20 protein-coding genes are annotated in these 20,390 nt (G+C 42.6%); 12 read left to right on the top strand and 8 right to left on the bottom strand.

Annotated elements, in window-relative coordinates; genetic code table 11:
* Positions 1-107: 107 nt before the first annotated feature.
* The 3 genes from NYE79_RS09610 to NYE79_RS09600 all read left to right on the top strand — a co-directional run bounded on the left by NYE79_RS09610 (position 108) and on the right by NYE79_RS09600 (position 3,830).
* Positions 108-1,592, top strand: a complete 1,485-nt coding sequence (locus NYE79_RS09610; RefSeq protein WP_213952083.1) for an ABC transporter substrate-binding protein — start codon at positions 108-110, stop codon at positions 1,590-1,592.
* 270 nt (positions 1,593-1,862) lie between these two features.
* Positions 1,863-2,849 carry a rhodanese-related sulfurtransferase gene (locus tag NYE79_RS09605; RefSeq protein ID WP_044021553.1) on the top strand — a complete coding sequence of 329 codons (987 nt, stop codon included), beginning with the start codon at positions 1,863-1,865 and terminating at the stop codon, positions 2,847-2,849.
* A 120-nt stretch (positions 2,850-2,969) separates the two neighbouring features.
* Positions 2,970-3,830: a DUF4299 family protein gene (locus tag NYE79_RS09600; protein WP_084943201.1), complete on the top strand. Its 861-nt coding sequence runs from the start codon at positions 2,970-2,972 to the stop codon at positions 3,828-3,830.
* A gap of 62 nt (positions 3,831-3,892) precedes the next feature.
* On the opposite strand, the gene NYE79_RS09595 is transcribed toward NYE79_RS09600, so the two are convergent.
* The 5 genes from NYE79_RS09595 to NYE79_RS09575 form a co-directional block, all read right to left on the bottom strand.
* A complete protein-coding gene (locus NYE79_RS09595) occupies positions 3,893-4,855 on the bottom strand; it encodes a DUF6574 domain-containing protein (protein WP_339293707.1) in 963 nt (320 codons plus the stop codon).
* Between the two features lie 62 nt (positions 4,856-4,917).
* Positions 4,918-5,850 carry a DUF4097 family beta strand repeat-containing protein gene (locus NYE79_RS09590; RefSeq protein ID WP_339293706.1) on the bottom strand — a complete coding sequence of 311 codons (933 nt, stop codon included), beginning with the start codon at positions 5,848-5,850 and terminating at the stop codon, positions 4,918-4,920.
* Entirely contained in the window at positions 5,843-6,436 is a 594-nt protein-coding gene (locus NYE79_RS09585; protein WP_061853271.1) for a DUF1700 domain-containing protein, read from the bottom strand. The genes NYE79_RS09590 and NYE79_RS09585 overlap by 8 nt, the downstream gene beginning before the upstream one ends.
* Complete coding sequence (locus NYE79_RS09580; RefSeq protein ID WP_000273860.1) at positions 6,423-6,749, bottom strand: PadR family transcriptional regulator; 327 nt, start codon at positions 6,747-6,749, stop codon at positions 6,423-6,425. The genes NYE79_RS09585 and NYE79_RS09580 overlap by 14 nt, the downstream gene beginning before the upstream one ends.
* A gap of 135 nt (positions 6,750-6,884) precedes the next feature.
* A complete protein-coding gene (locus NYE79_RS09575; protein ID WP_339293705.1) occupies positions 6,885-8,051 on the bottom strand; it encodes an MFS transporter in 1,167 nt (388 codons plus the stop codon).
* Between the two features lie 221 nt (positions 8,052-8,272).
* Here NYE79_RS09575 and NYE79_RS09570 point away from each other — a divergent pair, with 221 nt between their 5' ends.
* The 4 genes from NYE79_RS09570 to NYE79_RS09555 all read left to right on the top strand — a co-directional run bounded on the left by NYE79_RS09570 (position 8,273) and on the right by NYE79_RS09555 (position 11,890).
* Positions 8,273-9,103, top strand: a complete 831-nt coding sequence (locus tag NYE79_RS09570) for a glycosyltransferase (protein WP_216728638.1) — start codon at positions 8,273-8,275, stop codon at positions 9,101-9,103.
* A 75-nt stretch (positions 9,104-9,178) separates the two neighbouring features.
* The gene (locus NYE79_RS09565) at positions 9,179-11,029 is read left to right on the top strand and encodes a nucleoside-diphosphate sugar epimerase/dehydratase (protein ID WP_216728637.1); all 1,851 of its coding nucleotides are present in this window, start codon (positions 9,179-9,181) and stop codon (positions 11,027-11,029) included.
* A gap of 248 nt (positions 11,030-11,277) precedes the next feature.
* The gene (locus tag NYE79_RS09560) at positions 11,278-11,700 is read left to right on the top strand and encodes a DUF805 domain-containing protein (protein ID WP_216728636.1); all 423 of its coding nucleotides are present in this window, start codon (positions 11,278-11,280) and stop codon (positions 11,698-11,700) included.
* Positions 11,675-11,890: a hypothetical protein gene (locus NYE79_RS09555; protein WP_000759535.1), complete on the top strand. Its 216-nt coding sequence runs from the start codon at positions 11,675-11,677 to the stop codon at positions 11,888-11,890. The genes NYE79_RS09560 and NYE79_RS09555 overlap by 26 nt, the downstream gene beginning before the upstream one ends.
* 87 nt (positions 11,891-11,977) lie before the next feature.
* Here the strand turns inward: NYE79_RS09555 and NYE79_RS09550 are convergent, their stop codons facing one another.
* From NYE79_RS09550 to sdaAB, 3 genes are read right to left on the bottom strand one after another with little or no spacing between them, the layout of a single operon-like run.
* On the bottom strand, positions 11,978-12,607 hold the full coding sequence (locus tag NYE79_RS09550) for an HAD-IA family hydrolase (RefSeq protein WP_125457103.1): 630 nt from the start codon (positions 12,605-12,607) through the stop codon (positions 11,978-11,980).
* 27 nt (positions 12,608-12,634) lie between these two features.
* Complete coding sequence (sdaAA, locus tag NYE79_RS09545) at positions 12,635-13,507, bottom strand: L-serine ammonia-lyase, iron-sulfur-dependent, subunit alpha (RefSeq protein WP_000500031.1); 873 nt, start codon at positions 13,505-13,507, stop codon at positions 12,635-12,637.
* Between the two features lie 8 nt (positions 13,508-13,515).
* The gene (sdaAB, locus tag NYE79_RS09540; protein WP_000555868.1) at positions 13,516-14,187 is read right to left on the bottom strand and encodes an L-serine ammonia-lyase, iron-sulfur-dependent subunit beta; all 672 of its coding nucleotides are present in this window, start codon (positions 14,185-14,187) and stop codon (positions 13,516-13,518) included.
* 241 nt (positions 14,188-14,428) lie between these two features.
* On the opposite strand from sdaAB, the gene NYE79_RS09535 reads away from it, so the two are divergent.
* The 5 genes from NYE79_RS09535 to mnmA all read left to right on the top strand — a co-directional run bounded on the left by NYE79_RS09535 (position 14,429) and on the right by mnmA (position 20,280).
* Positions 14,429-15,073 (top strand): LysM domain-containing protein, encoded by a 645-nt coding sequence (locus tag NYE79_RS09535; RefSeq protein ID WP_084877242.1) that lies wholly within the window; start codon positions 14,429-14,431, stop codon positions 15,071-15,073.
* Between the two features lie 277 nt (positions 15,074-15,350).
* Complete coding sequence (locus tag NYE79_RS09530; RefSeq protein WP_001045248.1) at positions 15,351-16,157, top strand: ABC transporter substrate-binding protein; 807 nt, start codon at positions 15,351-15,353, stop codon at positions 16,155-16,157.
* Between the two features lie 15 nt (positions 16,158-16,172).
* Complete coding sequence (locus tag NYE79_RS09525; protein WP_000031910.1) at positions 16,173-17,369, top strand: argininosuccinate synthase; 1,197 nt, start codon at positions 16,173-16,175, stop codon at positions 17,367-17,369.
* A gap of 27 nt (positions 17,370-17,396) precedes the next feature.
* Positions 17,397-18,788: an argininosuccinate lyase gene (argH, locus tag NYE79_RS09520; protein WP_339293704.1), complete on the top strand. Its 1,392-nt coding sequence runs from the start codon at positions 17,397-17,399 to the stop codon at positions 18,786-18,788.
* A 370-nt stretch (positions 18,789-19,158) separates the two neighbouring features.
* Positions 19,159-20,280: a tRNA 2-thiouridine(34) synthase MnmA gene (gene mnmA, locus NYE79_RS09515; RefSeq protein WP_339293867.1), complete on the top strand. Its 1,122-nt coding sequence runs from the start codon at positions 19,159-19,161 to the stop codon at positions 20,278-20,280.
* Positions 20,281-20,390 lie beyond the last annotated feature (110 nt).

Raw genomic sequence — 20,390 nt, 5'->3', positions numbered from 1 at the left:
ATTTGCTGAGAAACACCGTTTCTCCCTTCCCAACTTCATCATAGTGATTGAAGTTAAAAATCATTAAATCGTTTATAAGTTTAAAAATAAAAAAAGGAGTTTTTATCATGAAAAACTGGAAAAAATATGCTTTTGCATCTGCTAGCGTAGTCGCTTTGGCTGCTGGTCTTGCTGCTTGTGGAAACCTTACAGGTAACAACAAAAAAGCTGCAGATACTACTTCAGGTGAAAAACCTGTAATCAAAATGTACCAAATCGGTGACAAACCAGATAACTTGGATGAATTGCTAGAAAATGCAAACAAAATCATCGAAGAAAAAGTCGGTGCTAAATTGGATATCCAATACCTTGGATGGGGTGACTATGATAAGAAAATGTCTGTTATCACATCATCTGGTGAAAACTATGATATCGCATTTGCGTCTAACTATGTCGTAAATGCTCAAAAAGGTGCTTATGCTGACTTAACAGAATTGTATAAAAAAGAAGGAGCAGAGCTTTACAAAGCACTTGACCCAGCTTACATCAAAGGGAACACTGTAAACGGTAAGATCTATGCAGTACCAGTTGCAGCTAACGTTGCATCATCTCAAAACTTTGCCTTCAACGGAACTCTTCTTGCTAAATACGGTATCGATATTTCAGGTGTAACTTCATACGAAACACTTGAGCCAGTCTTGAAACAAATCAAAGAAAAAGCTCCAGATGTAGTACCATTTGCGGTTACGAAGAACTTTATCCCATCTGATAACTTTGACTACCCAGTACCAAATGGACTTCCATTTGTTATCGACCTTGAAGGAGACACTACTAAGATTGTAAACCGTTACGAAGTACCTCGTTTCGTAGAACACTTGAAGACTCTTCACAAATTCTATGAAGAAGGATACATTCCAAAAGACGTAGCAACCAGCGACACTTCATTTGACCTTCAACAAGATACTTGGTTCGTTCGTGAAGAAACAGTAGGACCAGCTGACTATGGTAACAGCTTGCTCTCACGTGTTGCTAACAAAGATATCCAAATCAAACCAATCACTAACTTTATCAAGAAAAACCAAACAACACAAGTTGCTAACTTTGTCATTTCAAACAACTCTAAGAACAAAGAAAAATCAATGGAAGTGTTGAACCTCTTGAACACGAACCCAGAACTCTTGAACGGTCTTGTTTACGGTCCAGAAGGCAAGAACTGGGAAAAAATTCAAGGTAAAGAAAACCGTGTACGCGTCCTTGATGGCTACAAAGGAAATACTCACATGGGTGGATGGAACACTGGTAACAACTGGATTCTTTACATCAACGAAAACGTTACAGACCAACAAATCGAAGATTCTAAGAAACAATTGGCAGAAGCTAAAGAATCTCCAGCACTTGGATTCATCTTTAACACTGACAATGTGAAATCTGAAATCTCAGCCATTTCTAACACAATGCAACAATTCGATACAGCTATCAACACTGGTACTGTAGACCCAGATAAAGCTATTCCAGAATTGATGGAAAAATTGAAATCTGAAGGTGCCTACGAAAAAGTATTGAACGAAATGCAAAAACAATATGACGAATTCTTGAAAAACAAAAAATCATAAGATCGATTGATTTCGTGTATTCATTCCTAATTCCTAAAAATGTGATCGCTGCCTTCCCTAGTTCTCTAGGGGAGGTAGTGATTTTTAGGATGTAAATAAAAAATTGAGAGAATTATCTGCGATTCGGTATGGTTACTGATGAAGTGCAGGGGCAGGACTCTCTATATAATTTCCAGTCAAATAAATTGCATTCGTTTTCCCAAGTGGGTATACTAGTATAGTTGAATGAAAAATTCTGAAAATTTAAGAATAGAAAAGAGAACAAATCTTATGGCAAAAGATATTCGTGTCTTACTTTACTACCTTTATACTCCGATTGAAAACGCAGAACAATTTGCGGCAGATCATTTGGCTTTCTGTAAATCAATCGGCCTTAAAGGTCGTATCCTAGTCGCTGACGAGGGAATCAACGGAACCGTTTCAGGTGACTACGAAACAACTCAAAAATACATGGACTACGTTCACAGCCTCCCAGGAATGGAAGACCTCTGGTTCAAGATTGACGAAGAAAATGAACAAGCCTTCAAGAAGATGTTTGTTCGCTACAAGAAAGAAATTGTTCACCTTGGTTTGGAAGACAACGACTTTGACAACGACATCAACCCACTTGAGACAACAGGTGCATACTTGTCTCCAAAAGAGTTTAAAGAAGCCCTTCTTGACGAAGATACAGTTGTCCTTGACACACGTAACGATTATGAGTACGACCTAGGACACTTCCGTGGGGCTATCCGGCCAGACATCCGCAACTTCCGTGAGTTGCCACAATGGGTTCGTGACAACAAGGAAAAATTCATGGACAAGCGTGTCGTGGTTTACTGTACAGGTGGGGTTCGCTGTGAGAAATTCTCAGGCTGGATGGTCCGTGAAGGCTACAAAGATGTCGGCCAATTGCACGGAGGAATCGCAACTTACGGTAAAGATCCAGAAATTCAAGGTGAGCTTTGGGATGGGAAAATGTACGTCTTTGACGAGCGTATCGCAGTCGATGTCAACCATGTTAACCCAACCATCGTAGGGAAAGACTGGTTTGATGGAACACCATGTGAACGTTATGTCAACTGTGGAAATCCCTTCTGTAACCGTCGTATCCTAACATCAGAAGAAAATGAAGACAAGTATCTCCGTGGATGCTCACACGAGTGCCGTGTTCACCCACGAAACCGCTATGTTTCAGAAAATGAATTGACACAAGCAGAAGTAATCGAGCATCTAGCTGTAATCGGTGAAAGCTTGGATCAAGTCGCTACAGTATAAAGCAAACAGCCCTCAGGGGCTGTTTTTCTATGCTTTTTATCTAAAAATCTAAAATTTGTTTCTGTATCTTTCAGGAAAATAGGGTATACTATATGTAAACGATTTCAAAGGAGGCCGGTTATGGCGAAAACATTTTTTATCCCAAATAAAGAAAGCATTCTAGGACAACAGGAGGTCTTGACTGCCAAGTCCATCTTGTCCTTGGTGGAGGGTTTGGAGTCGCATAGCTATGATGCGGTCTATCTCCGTCAGCCACTCAATCGTCTCGAGTATATCGAGTGTGGGATTGTAGGTCAGTCGCAATTTCTCTTCAAGGTGAACTATGCGGATAGCCGAAAAGGCTATCAAGTGGTGATTCCAGACTTCCTTACCAGAGCGGACTGGGAGATTGTAGAAGCTCTCCTCCAAGCCCTATCAAGCAAGTTGGGTGAGGCAGTAGAAGGGCTAGAAGGATTTGACTTTGAAGCTTATTTCCGACAAACAGTCAAGAATTATCTAGCGGATAGGGCGGCTCGTCTGGTATACTGCCAAGGACTCTTGTCCCCTATCTATCTCAACAAGGAATACCTCGAGAGCTTTTTGGCTGAGGATGGATTGGCACGTTTTGAAGATCTAGTCAAGAAGGTTCAAGGATCTGATGCCTACCTTGCCAGTGTGAGATTTTACCTAGACGCCCAAGGCAAGGTGCACGGTATCTATCACCTAGCCCAGGGAGTCAAGACGATTTTACCAAAGGAACCCTTTGTACCAGCTCCTTATACCGAGCAGCTGGCAGGCAAGGAGCTTATTTGGGAGATTGACCTAGTGACGATTTCTGGTGATGGCTCAAAAGCAGAAGACTATGAAGCCATCGCTCGCTTGGATTATGCAAGATTCCTAGAGTCATTACCAACAGCATTTTACCACCAACTAGATGCTAATCAATTAGAAGTACAACCCATCCTAGGACAAGATTTTGAAGGATTGGCAAGTATCGAGTAGACATTGTTCAAAAAAGAGTAAGCATAAAAATCCCTGTCATTAACAAATGGCAGGGATTTTGGTTAAAAGAAGGTCAAGATGCGAAGGTAGTCAACTGTCAGCGCGAGCTCTGCAATGAAGAAGGGTAAGAGAATAGCTCCATCAAGTAAGACAGCTAGCAAGAAACGATAAAATGGATCAAGGCTACTGGTCTTACTTGGCTTGCTAATCACAAAGAGATTTCCAAGGGCAAAGATGGCCATGCTTAGAAGAGTGAGGATGCCAGCAAATCGTAAGCCACCAAAGAGTGCAAAGAAACTTGCTAGAGCTGTTAAGACAAGCGGGATAGCAAAGAGTCGGCTATACCGATCAAAGGCTTCTTGGAATGTGAAGTCACTCTCCTGATCCAGCACACGTCGGACAGTAAAGCCTCCCAAAATGATGGAAAAGTAAAATAGAGCGCTAGCGACCAAGATAGAAAGGCCAGCAAAGAGATCCAAAGGTGGGAGCTGGTTAGGTAAACTATTGGCAATAGAGGCCATATAGCCATAGTAGAGGTGCTTGATATGATAGATACTAAAGAAAAGGTTAATCGAAGACAGCAAAGTGAGCAGGGCAAAGACACTGTAACGATGCTTTTGGTCCGTAGTCTTGCTGGCAGTTGGTTCTTGGATAGCATCCAGCAGCCAAGTCCAAAATAGTGCGATTTCTTCTTTGAATCTGGCTGTTTTACGAGGGTCAATATCTGGGATATAGGGGCTTTCTAAAGCCTTGCTGAGGATACTTTTCTCTTTTGTAGGGTTTTCTTGCTTGTGTTCCTCTTCAGCTTTCCCTTCTCCCTCTTCCTCGGTTTGGGTTTCCTCAGTCATTTCGGGAGCTTTCTCCTCGTGGGTTTCCATCTCTTTAGGTGAGACAGAAGTTTCTTCGCTTACTTGTGGTTCAGTTTCCACAGTTTCTGAAGTCTCTGGCTCGTCGGGTTGGACTTCTGATTTCGTCTGAGGTGATTTCTTCTCAAGATCGGCACTTTCAAACCATTCTTGTGTCATGGTGGAACCTCCTTTTTTATGGTCGTTTTCTATCTTTAGACTAGCAGATGAAAGCGTTTTTGTCAATGGTTGCTAGGTGGAGCAGAGTATTCTTCTTCCTTGGGTAGGTAGATATCCTGATTGGCTTTTGCAATGAGTAGATCTTTGATATCTGCTTTTTCAGTTTTATAAGGGTTGGCAAGTTGATTCTCTTTTTGTCCACGATGTTCTTCTTTGGGTTTATGATAGATACCACCATGCTGAGAAGAAAGATCTAGATTGATACGGTCAGTATCTTTCTGGGAGAGAATGAGGTTTAGAGTGGAATGGGCCTCTAGCTCAACCTTGCCGTGGACCTTGATATTCTCAGCATAGATGTGTTCCCTTTCCGTCTTGACCTGGCTATCTGTAAATTCGGTATCAAAGATATTGATGATATGAGGTGTCGTTAGTGTACTATTCTTGATAGAGCTTTCTGTTATTCTTAAGAGATAGCCTTTTGTTTTGATTGTCGCATTTTCAAGATTGGCTTGACGAATATTGGTTTGTCCACGATTGGCTGAGACGGTGATAGCTTGCAGCCTTCTTCCTTTAGGGAGGGAGAGAATGACTTCGTCAAAACGGTTAGAATAACTGCTGGCAATACGAAGTAGGCCTTCGATTCCTGAACCGAGAAAACGATGTTGGGAGGCTTGTTTGTCAGTGACGCTCAGTGTTTTGTCACTCATGCCAGTAGTCAAATCGTGACGACCAGACACGGAAGGATGATAGGTGATGTGGATCTTGTCATCTACAGACTCTGTGATGGTTAGGCTATGTTCCTCAAGAGCTAAATCAAGCTTTTCCACTTCGCTTCCGAAGGTCACTTCTTCGATACGATTGTCATAGACGGGGTCTTTTGACATGGCAAGCAAACTTTGAATACCATTGGACTGCGCGCCTACAATGATCATGATAAAACCAAGGATTGTAGAAACCACACCAAAGATGAGAAATCCTTTTGTCAATTTACGCATGTCTGTCACCTCTCTTTCCTTTTTTAAGAATCCATTGCACCAAGCGGACGATCAGGAGCCCAAAGAAACGAGCTACATAGGAGATGCCCAGTAGAACAAGAGAAGAAGCACCGATAGAAAGCAAACCGGCCCCAAAAATCAAGATAAAGGCAGATTTGGCTTCGACTAGGACACTAAAGCTCTCTACGATAAAGAGTCCGCCCAGTAGGATACCTGTCACAGAGACGGTAAAGAAGGCTAGAATGACGGAGGCGGCTGCGATAATAATACCGATGATGGCCATGAGGATGCCGATCCCGACCGGAATTCCGATAGGAGCTACTAGCAGGGCCAGGAGGGCAATGTGTAGCAGTTGACGGTCATTCTTTTGAGCAGGGGCTTCATTGACTTTTTTATCGAGAAGATCAGAGAGGACATCATGAGCCGCTTCTTTTGGTGTTCCCAGACTGGCAATGAGTTCCTCTTCGCCCTCTGAACCCGCATCGTCAAATAGTTCCTTAAAGTAGTCCATAGCTTCGATGCGGTCAGCTTCAGGCAGTTTATGGAGATAGGTTTCTAACTGAGTCAGATAGTCAGTTCTTGTCATGGCGGATACTCCCTTCTATGATGCCGTTGACGGTGTCGGTATAGAGCGTCCACTCTTCCTTTAGAGTAACGAGCTGCTCTACGCCCCGATTGGTCAAGGAGTAGTATTTGCGCATACGCCCCTGAAACTCTCTAGAGTAGGTGGTCAGAAAGCCACTGGCTTCCAATTTTTTGAGAATGGGATAGAGCGTAGATTCTTTGATATTGGCGATGAGTTTAATGGTTTGACTAATCTCATAACCATAAGAATCCCCCTGCTCCAGTACAGCCAAGATGAGAAACTCGATCAAGGCAGAGGATGTTGGGAAGTACATGGGAAACCTCCTTTATATTATATAAAAATTTTATATATACTCTTTTCAAATATATTGTATCTCAAGTTGAAAGCCCTGTCAAGAAATATGTGTAAAAATTTTATATATAAAAAACTCCTAGTAAAAACTAGAAGTTTAAAGGATTTTTTCAGCCCGATCCACCATAAAGAGCGAGATGGTCATGATGATATCGATGGCTAGAAGGGCAAGGACAGCTGGGATCCAAGATTGGAAAAGTTCAAAACTATAACCAAACAAGGCAGGTCCAAAAGCAGCTAAGATGTAGCCCCCTGTTTGCGCTAGTCCTGATAGCTGAGCTGTCTTTTCAGGAGAACTGGTTTTAAGCGAGAAGCAAACCATGAGGTAGGGGAAGAGGGCACTGCAGGCCGTTCCAATCAAGAGATGGACGACTAACCAGTAGAGGAAATTATTGGTTGGATACAAGAGCATGGCAATTCCTGTCATCCCAGCGATAGAGATAATTGCCAGCATGATTCGACGGTGACCATCTGATAGACGAGTCGTCAGACTTGGAACAGTCATTGAAAAAGGAATGCTGATCAGTGAGAAAATAGAAGCGAGGAGGGCCGCATCACTATTAGAAATACCAGCACTACCAGCCATAGTTGGCAACCAGGTCATACTTGTATAAAAGAGCAAGGACTGAAGACCACCAAAGACAATGATAGCCCAGACATCTTTACTTTTTAGAATATTCTCTTTGACTTGCTTTTCTTTTTGGCTTTCTAGGTGGTGGTTGTGGTGATGATTTGGCAACCAGACTAGCAGAGTGACTAGACAGAGAAAGCTGAGAACGAGGATGAGGCCCTTCCAAGAACTAGCTTGGGTGATAGGGACCGAAAGATAAGAAGCGATGGCTGTCGAAATTCCCATGGCAGTGACATAGAGCGTTGTTAGGAAACTAATCTTTTGAGGCTGATTTGCCTGGATCATACTTGGGAGGAGTACATTGAAGATCGCAATGCTCGCTCCGACAATTAGGGTTCCTAGATAGAGAAGGGGAAGATTGAGAATCCGAATGACAGAGCCAACAGTTAAGAGGAGGAGACAGTAAGTAAAGAGATGTTCTAGTCCGATTTTTTGTGCCAAGCGGCTTGCAAAAGCAGAGAAAAGAGCAAACATCAAGAGAGGGAGACTGGTTAAAATCCCAAGAGAGCTAACCTCCACTCCTAGTCCCTGAGCGATATCTCCTAAAATGGTTGGAAGAGCAGTAAAAGGAGAGCGTAAAACAGTCCCGATTAAGACAATTCCTAGAACAAAAAAGAGTGATTGTTTTTTCATAAAAACCTCGATAGGATGATTTTAATAACAGCTTATTTTAAGGTTTTTTCCTTATAATGTCAAGTAATGGCAGCCAAGACAGTTCAATCAATGAAAGTGAAAATAAAGTGAAAAGAGACAGATTTCTTTACTAGAATTTTCCTTGATTTGATATAAAAATAGGAAACTAGGAGAATTTGTGATAAAATAGTGGAAGGAAATCTATACATTGGAGAAAAACTGTGTCTGAAAAGCAAAAAATCAGCGTCTTGATGTCGATCTATGTAAAGGAAAATCCGACGTTTTTAAGAGATGCTATCAAAAGTGTTCAAAACCAGACCTTGAAACCGAGTGAACTTGTTCTTGTTGAGGATGGGCCGCTCACACCCGAACTCTATCAGGTGCTAGATGAAGTGGAAGCTCAGTCAGACATTCCAGTTAAACGGTGCCCCTTAGAACAAAACCAAGGTTTAGGCTTGGCTCTTCGATACGGTGTTTTACAGTGCCAGTATGACATTATTGCCCGCATGGATACGGATGATTTAGCCGTTCCGGATCGTTTTGAGAAACAGCTTCAGCTAATGGAGAAAGAAGATCTCGACCTCTTAGGTGGGCATATCGCAGAGTTCATTGACAATCCAGATGAGATTGTGTCTTATCGTCGTGTTCCAACTCAGCATGCAGACATTGTGGCTTATCAGAGAATGAGAAGCGCCTTTAACCATATGACAGTCATGTTCAAAAAGGACATGGTCCTCAAGGCGGGCAACTATGAAGATGGCCTTTACATGGAGGATGACCTCCTTTGGCTCAATATGATTGCTGCAGGTGCCAAGACTGGGAACCTAGATCAAATCTTGTGTAAGGTTCGTGTCGGTGCAGGGATGTTTGAGCGTCGAGGTGGCTTGCGTTACCTTAAACTCTATCGTCAAGCTCGTCAACGGATGCTTGAGCGAGGGCAAATTTCTTACATGGATTATGCTAAAAGTGTAGCCATTCAGGCAATTGTTGCACTTTGTCCAGGCTTTGTACGTCAGTTTATCTTCGTCAAACTTTTAAGAAAGAGAAAGTAAGCCCCGATAGACTGAATGATTCAGGTTATCATAACAACAGTATCATCTGACTCTTTTAAGGGGGAGTAAATTCCTATGAATAAAAAACTAACAGATTATGTGATTGATCTGGTTGAAATTTTAAATAAACAGCAAAAACAAGTGTTTTGGGGGATATTCGATATTCTGAGTATGGTGGTTTCCATCATCGTATCTTATATCTTGTTTTATGGCCTTATAAATCCGGCGCCTGTGGATTATGTAATCTACACTCTTTTAGCCTTCCTCCTTTATCAAATCATGATTGCATTTTGGGGGCTAAATGCTAGTATCAGTCGTTATAGCAAGATTACGGATTTCATGAAAATCTTTTTCGGAGTGATGCTCAGCAGTGTTCTTTCTTATGGAATCTGCTATGCCTTTCTTCCATTGTTTTCTATCCGTTTCATCGTACTCTTCATTTTGCTGAGCACCTTCCTCATCTTGCTTCCTCGTATCACTTGGCAGCTGATTTATTCTAAGCGCAAGCAAGGTAGTGGAGATGGAGAGCATCGTCGTACCTTCTTGATCGGTGCTGGTGATGGTGGCGCCCTCTTTATGAACAGCTACCAACATCCAACTAGCGACCTTGAGCTAGTGGGGATATTGGATAACGATGAAAAGAAAAAGGGACAAAAACTAGGTGGCATCCCAGTTCTAGGCTCCTATGACAATCTGCCTGAATTGGCTAAACGTCACCAAATCGAGCGTGTCATCGTAGCGATCCCTTCGCTTGATCCCTCAGAGTACGAACGCATCTTGCAGATGTGTAATAAGCTAGGCGTCAAATGTTACAAGATGCCTAAGGTTGAGACAGTTGTTCAAGGACTCCATCAACCAGGTAGTGGTTTCCAGAAAATTGATATCACAGACCTTTTGGGCCGTCAGGAAATTCGTCTTGACGAATCGCGTCTAGGTACAGAAATTACTGGAAAGACCATCTTGGTGACAGGAGCTGGTGGTTCGATTGGTTCGGAGATTTGTCGTCAAGTTAGCCGCTTCAATCCCGAGCGTATCATCTTGCTTGGACATGGTGAAAACTCAATCTATCTCGTTTATCATGAATTGATCCGTACATTCCAAGGAATTGATTATGTTCCTGTTATTGCAGATATTCAGGACTATGATCGTCTCTTGCAGGTGTTTGAGCAGTACAAACCAGCCATTGTCTACCATGCTGCAGCCCACAAACACGTTCCGATGATGGAACGCAATCCAAAAGAAGCCTTCAAGAACAATATCCTCGGTACCTACAATGTTGCCAAGGCTGTTGATGAGGCCAAAGTACCTAAGATGGTCATGATTTCGACTGACAAGGCGGTCAATCCACCAAATGTTATGGGTGCGACTAAGCGCGTGGCAGAATTGATTGTCACTGGCTTTAACCAACGTAGTAAATCAACCTACTGTGCAGTCCGTTTTGGAAATGTTCTGGGTAGTCGTGGTAGCGTGATTCCTGTCTTTGAACGTCAGATTGCTGAAGGTGGTCCTGTAACGGTGACAGACTTCCGTATGACACGTTACTTCATGACCATTCCAGAGGCTAGCCGTCTAGTAATCCATGCTGGCGCTTATGCCAAGGACGGAGAAGTCTTTATCCTCGATATGGGCAAACCAGTCAAGATCTATGACTTGGCTAAGAAAATGGTCCTTCTAAGTGGGCACACGGAAAGTGAAATTCCAATCGTTGAGGTTGGTATCCGCCCAGGTGAAAAACTCTATGAAGAACTCTTGGTTTCGACCGAATTGGTTGATAACCAAGTCATGGACAAGATTTTCGTTGGTAAGGTAAATGTCATGCCACTAGAAGCTATTGATCAAAAGATTGAAGAGTTCCGTTCACTCAGCGGAGATGAGCTCAAAGAAGCAATCATTTCCTTTGCAAATGAAACAACTCATGCTGAGTAAGAGTGTCCATCTACCTTCATAATGAAACAACTATCGCCAGTTTTCTGAGAGAATCAGAAAGCTGGTTTTTATAAATAGAGAGTAGAGAACATCGGATCTTTCAAAGGTTTAATAAGCGCAACTATTCAAGGGACGATGTTATGTGATCTATTAGGAGAGTGATTTCAGACAATCTAAAAACTACCTCTTTTTTAAGCTGGTAACATAACTTTGCGAAATAAGTATTAAAATCAAAAGGAGATTTTTGTATGCTGAGTGCTATTAGGAGTTTTTTCAAAGGCTATGCAAATTTTTCTGGTCGTTCCACACGTCCAGAATTTTGGTGGGTTTGGCTGCTAAATATGATAATTTTCTTGCCCGCCTACTACTCACTTTTTACTGGAGTAGAATCTGATAAAGCCATCAGGAATATTGCGGTCTTCAGTATGTGTATTATTTTGTTTATAGTAGAGTTTGTTCCTCTACTAGCACTGATAGTACGTCGCTTACGAGATGTGGGTATCCATTGGGCCTATATTTTTATTGTATTTGTTCCTTTGGGTGCAATAACACTGCTCGTTATGCTCGCTATGCCAAGTCAACGATTTGGAGAAAAAGTGATAGAGAATAGTGAAACAAATAAAGAGAACACTGAAGACTCTCAGTTTGAAGAAATGGTACGAAAATATTAAGATATTTCTACTCTATTTTAAAGCGGCTGAGTCGCTTCGCTGCTTACGAGACGCTGGTTTCCACTGGGCCTTTATCTTCATTGCTTTGGTTCCTCTCGTTGGACCGATTGCTCTTATTGTGATGCTTGCTTGGCCAAGTAAGAAGGATGAAGATACAGATACTGAAGAACAGGATCAAATTACTGCTTAAGCATGGAGTTGATTCCTTCTGATAGTAACAACATATAAAAAATACTCCTCAACCTAGTTCACTAGTGTTAGGAGTATTTTTGTATGGTTAGAGCTGGCTAATGATATCATCAATGGTATGGGCAATCCAGTCAGGCTGATAGCTGAGTAAATCAGCCTCTTCTCCAAATCCCCAAGTAACAGCAAACTTTTTAATGCCAGTTTCTTGGGCTCCAATCATATCAAACTTGGTATCCCCAATGATGAGGACTTGGTCTGCATGGAGTTGATGCGTTTGCAAGGCGTAACGGATGACATCTGCCTTATGTGGCGTTTCAGGACTAGAGCCGTAAATGCCATCAAAGAAATGATGGATTCCCAGATTTTTAGTCATATCATGAGCAGTAGGAGTATTCTTTGTTGTAGTGATGTAGAGAGGGTAGTTTTGCGAAAGCTCTTGAAGCAATTCTGTTATTCGGGGGAAGAGTTGGGCTTCGTGGATCCCTTTTTCCTTGTAGTAAGAGCGGTATATCTGGACGGCCTCCGAGATTTGTTCCTTGGGAAGACATGTTGCAAAACTACTTTCAAGTGGAGGTCCCATGAAACCACGAATGGTTTTGGCATCAGGGCTAGGAACTCCTAGCTCTTTAAAGGTATGGGTAAAGGCATTGTGGATCCCGATGGAACTGTCAACCAGAGTTCCGTCCAGATCAAAAAAGATTGCTGAGATAGAGGGCATAGTTTCTCCTAATAGATAAAGATGAGTTTATTCGCCGAAGATTTCTTTTTGTAGGCGACGACCAGTAGGTGTGGCGGCGAGTCCACCCTCAGCCGTTTCACGAAAGGCAGTTGGGAGGCTTGATCCAACTTGGTACATGGCATCGATGACTTCGTCAACAGGGATCTTAGACTCGATACCTGCCAAGGCCATGTCTGCTGCGATAAAGGCAAAGCTGGCTCCCATGGCATTGCGCTTTACACAGGGAACTTCGACCAAACCAGCGACGGGATCGCAGATGAGGCCCAGCATATTTTTAATGACAAAGGCGATGGCTTGGCTAGCCTGATAGGGGGTCCCACCTGCAGCCAAGGTTAAGGCTGCGGCACTCATGGCAGAGGCAGAGCCAACTTCGGCCTGACAGCCACCTTCAGCACCTGAGATAGAGGCATTGTTTGCGATGACTAGTCCAAAGGCACCAGCAGCAAAGAGGAAATCCAGCTGTTCTTCGTGGCTAAGGTCTAATTTTTGGATAGCAGCAGTGAGAACGGCTGGCAGACAGCCAGCACTTCCTGCGGTTGGAGTAGCGCAGACCAAGCCCATCTTCGCATTGTGTTCATTGACCGCGATGGCATTACGGGCTGCTGATAGGATGGTAAAGTCAGACAAGGCCTTGCCACTTTTGAGATGGCGGTCTAGTTTGGCCGCGTCTCCACCTGTTAGACCACTACGGGATTTGTTTTCACTGAGGCCGAGCTCGACAGAGGCTTTCATGACTTCTAGATTGCGTTCCATGAGGAGGAGAACTTCTGGCCGTTCCCGACCGGTTAGTTGATATTCTGTCGCAATCATGAGTTCTGCGACATTTCCTTGGAAGTCTAGATCCGCCTGCTCGACCAATTCTTTGATAGAATAAAACATGTTTCCTCCTACTTAAAGAAATTGACATTGTGGAGATGAGGGATTTTTCGGATTTCTTCAATCGCCTCTTCGCAACTTCGACTATCGACTTCGATAATCATAATGGCTTTTTCTCCAGCTTTTTCTCGAGTCACATTCATCTGAGCGATGTTGATATCGAAACGAGAGAGGGCTTCAGTAACATGGGCAATCATACCTGGAACATCTTGATGCACGATGATGATGGTCGGTGTGTTCATGTTGAGAGAGACAGCAAAGCCGTTAAGTTCCGTAACTTGGATATTTCCTCCACCGATGGAAATTCCTGTCACACTAATGGATTTGTGTTCATTCTTCACAGTAATTTTAGTGGTATTAGGATGAGGGGCATTGCTGTCTTTCTGAATGGTCCAGACAATCTTGATACCACGTTTATGGGCAATCTCTAGGCTATTTGGAATGTCGGGATCGTCCGTATCCATACCTAATATACCAGCGACGAGAGCAAGGTCGGTTCCATGACCACGGTAGGTTTTGGCAAATGAATTAAATAATTGGAATTCGACTTCTGTCGGCGTATCGTCAAAGATGGAAGAGACGATTTTCCCGATGCGAACAGCTCCAGCTGTGTGGCTACTTGATGGGCCAATCATGACAGGTCCGATAATGTCAAAGACAGATTGAAAACGAAGTGAGTGCATCTGTTTCCCCTTACAAAGATTCTTATATCTATTATATCAAAGAATAGACCGCTGCGCTTATTTCCCTTACCAAAAGCTTAAAATGATTAAAGATAGTATAAAATAAGGTCTTTTGTGACAAAAACCTCCTTAAAACGGTAAATATAAAACATTTTTGTAATATTTCTACATAAAACCGTCAAGAAATGGTAACATTCGAGGAGTAAAATAGTATCATAGATAAAAAGGAGAATTTTTAGATATGACATTAACAACTAAAAAAATCAAAACAACTATCGCAGGAGTAGCAGCTTTGCTTGCTTTCTTTGCTCCATCACTTGCATCTGCCCAAGAAACTGTAACTTACACAGTTAAATCAGGTGATACTCTTTCAGAAATCGCTGAGAAGTACAACACAACTGTTGAAAAATTGGCAGCAAAAAACAACATCAAAGATATTCATCTTATCTATGTTGACCAAGTTTTGGTTATCGAAGGAACAGCTCCATCGACAGCAACTGCAACCGCTGCAGCTTCAGCAACAACTTATGAAGCCCCAGCAACTGCGGAAGAAATTGCAGAAGAAGCAACTGAAGCAACTGAAACAACAACTTATGAAGCCCCAGCTGCACCTGCAGCTCCAGCAGCAGAAAGCAACACTGCAGCAGCTTCTACTGTAAGTGGTTCTGAAGCAGAAGCCAAAGAATGGATCGCTCAAAAAGAATCAGGTGGTAGCTACACTGCTACAAACGGACGTTACATCGGACGTTACCAATTGACAGATTCATACTTGAACGGTGACTACTCAGCTGAAAACCAAGAACGTGTAGCAGATGCCTACGTTGCAGGACGTTACGGTTCATGGACAGCTGCCAAGAACTTCTGGCTTAACAACGGTTGGTATTAAGAATACAAGAGTCCTTTAGGGCTCTTTTTTGTTTCTCTAGAACAAAAAGCGAAACGAGCTTCTCAGCAATGCTCTATTTGTATAATTCCGACAAAATTCTTCAAATTGTTTTAAAACTCAAATAGTATAAATAAGCTTATTATGTGTAAAAATATATCATATAATAAGCTTTTTCTTGATTTTAATGAAATAAAATACGATTTTTTCTTGACAAACAAGGATGATAGGAGTATTATTTATACAATAATAAAGTATAAAAATAAAAGGAGGCTCTTCTATGAATAAAGTGAAGAAGGTGTTGATGACGATGTTTGGTTTGCTTATGTTTCCCTTATTATTTGCTTGTAGTAACACTCAATCCCAAGGTGTTGAAGCCATTAAGGCTAAAGGAAAATTGGTGGTGGCCCTAAATCCAGAGTTTGCTCCATTTGAATATCAGAAATTAGTTGATGGGAAAAATCAGATTGTAGGTTCAGATGTTGAACTAGCCAAAGCCATCGCAAAAGAACTAGGTGTAGAAGTGGAGTTCTCTCCAATGAGTTTTGATAATGTACTGGCTAGTCTTGATTCAGGCAAGGCCGATCTTGCCATATCAGGTGTTTCTAAAACGGAAGAGAGAAGTCAAGTTTACGATTTTTCAATTCCCTACTACACTTCGAAAAATAAGGTTATCGTAAGGAAAGCTGAATTAACGAATTACCAATCAGTCAAGGATTTGGCTCAGAAAAAGGTTGGAGCGCAGAAAGGTTCTATCCAGGAAACTCTGGCCAAAGAAACTTTGCAGGATTCTTCTCTCGTTTCACTTCCTAAAAATGGAAATTTGATAACAGATTTAAAATCAGGGCAACTGGATGCGGTTATCTTTGAGGAACCAGTGGCGAAAGGATTTGTAGAGAATAATCCAGACCTAGCCATCGCTGAGTTTGATTTTGACAATGACAAAGAAGATTCCTACGCTGTTGCGATGAAAAAAGACAGTAAAGAATTAAAAGAGGCGGTTGACAAAACCATCCAGAAGTTGAAGGATTCTGGGGAGTTGGACAAATTGATTGACGATGCTTTTAAAGCCTCTATCGAAAAATAGAAAGAAGGAAGAGAAATGAGTAAGGAAAAAGTTATTTTAGCTTATTCAGGTGGATTGGATACATCGGTTGCTATTACATGGTTAAAAAAAGACTATGATGTAATCGCTGTTTGTATGGATGTGGGTGAAGGAAAAGATTTGGAGTTCATCCACGATAAAGCTCTCAAGGTTGGGGCTGTTGAGTCTTATGTCATTGATGTTAAGGAAGAATTTGCTAACGACTATGTTTTAGTGGCCCTTCAGGCTCATGCCTACTACGAACAAAAGTACCCCTTGGTATCTGCTCTGAGTCGCCCTCTTATTTCAAAAAAACTCGTTGAAATAGCTCATCAGACGGGGGCAACCACAATTGCCCATGGTTGTACAGGCAAGGGAAACGACCAAGTTCGGTTTGAAGTCTCTATTGCAGCTTTGGATCCCAATCTAAAGGTAGTTGCGCCTGTTCGTGAGTGGAAATGGTCTCGTGAAGAAGAAATCCAATATGCAAAAGAAAACGGCGTTCCAGTTCCTGCTGACCTTGACAATCCTTACTCTGTCGATCAAAATCTTTGGGGACGTGCAAATGAATGTGGTGTTTTGGAAAACCCTTGGAACCAAGCGCCAGAAGAAGCATTTGGAATCACATCTTCGCCAGAAGAGGCACCAGACAGTCCTGAATTTATTGACATTGAGTTTAGTTGCGGGGTGCCTATCTCCCTCAATGGAGAGAAGATGAAAGTGGCTACTTTGATTCAAAAGCTAAATGAAATTGCGGGCAAACACGGTGTCGGTCGTATTGACCATGTGGAAAATCGCCTAGTCGGTATTAAGTCAAGAGAGATTTATGAGTGCCCAGGTGCGGTGACTTTATTGGCAGCTCATAAGGAGATTGAGGACTTGACTCTTGTGAGAGAAGTGGCTCATTTCAAACCTATTATCGAAAATGAGTTGTCCAATCTCATCTATAATGCCTTGTGGTTTAGCCCAGCAACTCAGGCTTTGATTGCCTATATCAAGGAGACACAGAAAGTTGTCAATGGAACTGCAAAAGTTAAACTCTATAAGGGGAATGCCCAGGTAGTGGCTCGGAAATCTCCAAATTCTCTTTACGATGAAAATTTGGCGACTTATACTAGTGCGGACACCTTTGACCAAGATGCGGCTGTTGGATTTATCAAGCTTTGGGGGCTTCCGACTAAGGTTTATTCAGAAGTTCAGAAAAATGTTGAGTAGTGACGCGATAGAAAGGGACGACAGGATATGTCGAAAAATACAAAATTATGGGGTGGTCGATTTGAAGGCACTGTGGAAGATTGGGTAGAACAGTTCGGTGCGAGTATTTCCTTTGACCACCAGCTGGCAAAATTTGATTTGATGGGTTCCCTAGCTCATGTTCAAATGCTAGGACAGACTGGCATTTTGAGCTTGGAAGAGGCAGAGCAGATCCAAGATGGTCTGAAAGCTTTGTTGCGAGATTTAGAGGCCGGAGAGCTTCATTTTGATATTGCAAATGAAGATATTCATATGAATATGGAAGTGTTGCTGACAGAGAAAATCGGTCCTCTGGCTGGGAAACTACACACGGCCCGTTCTCGGAATGACCAAGTCGCAACGGATATGCACTTATATCTAAAGGAGCAGCTTGGCCATGTCTTGGATAAGTTGGCGAATCTGAATAGTGTTTTGCTGGATTTGGCTGAAAAACATGTGGAAACCATCATGCCAGGCTATACTCATTTGCAACACGCCCAACCGATTAGTTTTGCCCATCATCTCATGGCTTATTACAATATGTTTCAAAGGGACAGCGAACGCTTTGCATTTAACTTGAAACATACAGACCTATCGCCCCTGGGTGCGGCTGCCTTGGCGGGGACAACTTTTCCAATCAATCGTCAATTATCGAGTGATTTATTGGGCTTCCAACAACCCTATACCAATTCCTTGGACGCAGTGAGTGACCGTGATTTTATCTTAGAATTTCTGTCAAACGCCAGCATTTTGATGATGCATATGAGTCGTTTTTGTGAGGAAATCATCAATTGGTGCAGTTTTGAGTATCAGTACATTAGCTTGTCTGATAGCTTTTCAACGGGTTCGTCTATCATGCCCCAGAAGAAAAATCCTGATATGGCCGAATTGATTCGAGGGAAGACAGGAAGGGTTTACGGGCACTTACTTGGACTATTGACCGTTATGAAGTCTTTGCCTCTGGCCTATAATAAGGATTTGCAAGAGGACAAGGAAGGCATGTTTGATACAGTAGAAACGATTTTAAATTCTCTGGATGTGCTGGCAGGTATGCTATCGAGCATGCAGGTTAATAAGGCCAAAATGCAGCAATCTACAGAGAATGATTTTTCGAATGCGACTGAACTGGCAGATTATTTGGCTGAAAAAGGTCTTCCCTTTAGAGAAGCGCATGAAATAGTAGGGAAATTGGTTCTAGACTCTATCAAGCATGGTAAAAACATCCAAGATTGGGATTTGGAGGAGTTGCAAGTCTACCATCCCTTGATTGAAGAGGATATTTATATCTACTTGCGTCCAGAAACCGCTGTTCAGAGACGGAATTCCTTAGGAGGAACCGGCTTTGAGCAAGTGAAATACCAGATAGAACAAGCGAAGAAAGAACTTAAAGGGGAAAATTGATTCGTTTGCAAAGGAAGAAAGAGAGGTTGAGATGATTTATCAGCCTCTTTCTTGTCTTCTCCAACCAAGCGTGTTATAATGAATACTGCTCAAGCGACCTTCAATCGTTGAAGCACACACGACCTTCAATCGTGAACTAGTCATTTCGTTTATCTTTTATTACGTCGTTAACTCGTCTTACCTAACTCGAGTTATGCCTGCGACTCGTTGCCTATCATATTTTCATTTTAAGATGATAGGCTAAAATGGTCTCCCAGACCATTTTACTCCTAAAAGCAAACGAAAAGACTATACTCGAAGAAATTCTATTGAAAGTCTTAGTAAATAGAATTTTGAGGGTATGAATAAACGAATAGATGGGAGACTTACCATGAGTGATAACTCTAAAACACGTGTTGTCGTGGGGATGAGTGGTGGTGTTGATTCGTCGGTGACGGCTCTCTTGCTCAAGGAGCAGGGCTACGATGTGATCGGTATCTTCATGAAGAACTGGGACGACACAGATGAAAACGGCGTCTGTACGGCGACCGAAGATTACAAGGATGTGGCTGCGGTGGCAGACCAGATCGGCATTCCCTACTACTCTGTCAATTTTGAAAAAGAGTACTGGGACCGCGTCTTTGAGTATTTCCTAGCGGAATACCGTGCAGGACACACGCCAAATCCAGACGTTATGTGTAACAAGGAAATCAAGTTCAAGGCCTTTTTGGACTATGCTATGACCTTAGGCGCAGACTATGTAGCGACTGGGCATTATGCTCGAGTGGCGCGTGATGAGGATGGCATCGTTCACATGCTTCGTGGCGTGGACAATGGCAAGGACCAGACCTATTTCCTCAGTCAACTTTCGCAAGAACAACTCCAAAAAACCATGTTCCCATTGGGACATTTGGAAAAGCCTGAAGTTCGCAGACTCGCAGAAGAGGCAGGCCTTGCGACTGCTAAGAAGAAAGACTCGACAGGAATTTGCTTTATCGGAGAAAAGAACTTTAAAAACTTTCTCAGCAACTACCTGCCAGCTCAGCCTGGTCGCATGATGACTGTGGATGGTCGCGATATGGGCGAGCATGCAGGACTTATGTATTATACGATTGGTCAGCGTGGCGGACTCGGTATCGGTGGGCAACACGGCGGTGACAATGCTCCTTGGTTCGTTGTTGGAAAAGACCTAAGCAAGAACATCCTCTATGTCGGTCAAGGATTCTACCATGACTCGCTTATGTCAACCAGCCTAGAAGCCAGTCAAGTTCATTTTACTCGTGAGATGCCAGAGGAATTTACGCTAGAGTGTACGGCTAAATTCCGCTACCGTCAGCCTGATTCTAAGGTGACAGTACATGTCAAAGGAGACAAGGCAGAGGTCATCTTTGCGGAACCGCAACGCGCGATCACACCCGGGCAGGCAGTTGTCTTTTACGATGGCGAAGAGTGTCTAGGTGGCGGTTTGATTGACAATGCCTACCGCGATGGACAAGTTTGTCAGTACATATAGATTGACAAATTTTCTCAATTTGCTACAATAATAAAAGCAATAGAAATGATGGTCAAAGCTCATGGATGTTGCAGGCTTTTTTGTCCTGCACTTCTTTGGAGTTTTGACTG

Source organism: Streptococcus sp. FSL W8-0197 (genome assembly GCF_037963785.1).
Lineage (GTDB): Bacteria > Bacillota > Bacilli > Lactobacillales > Streptococcaceae > Streptococcus > Streptococcus oralis_CQ.
This window is presented reverse-complemented; position numbering and strand designations above follow the sequence as displayed.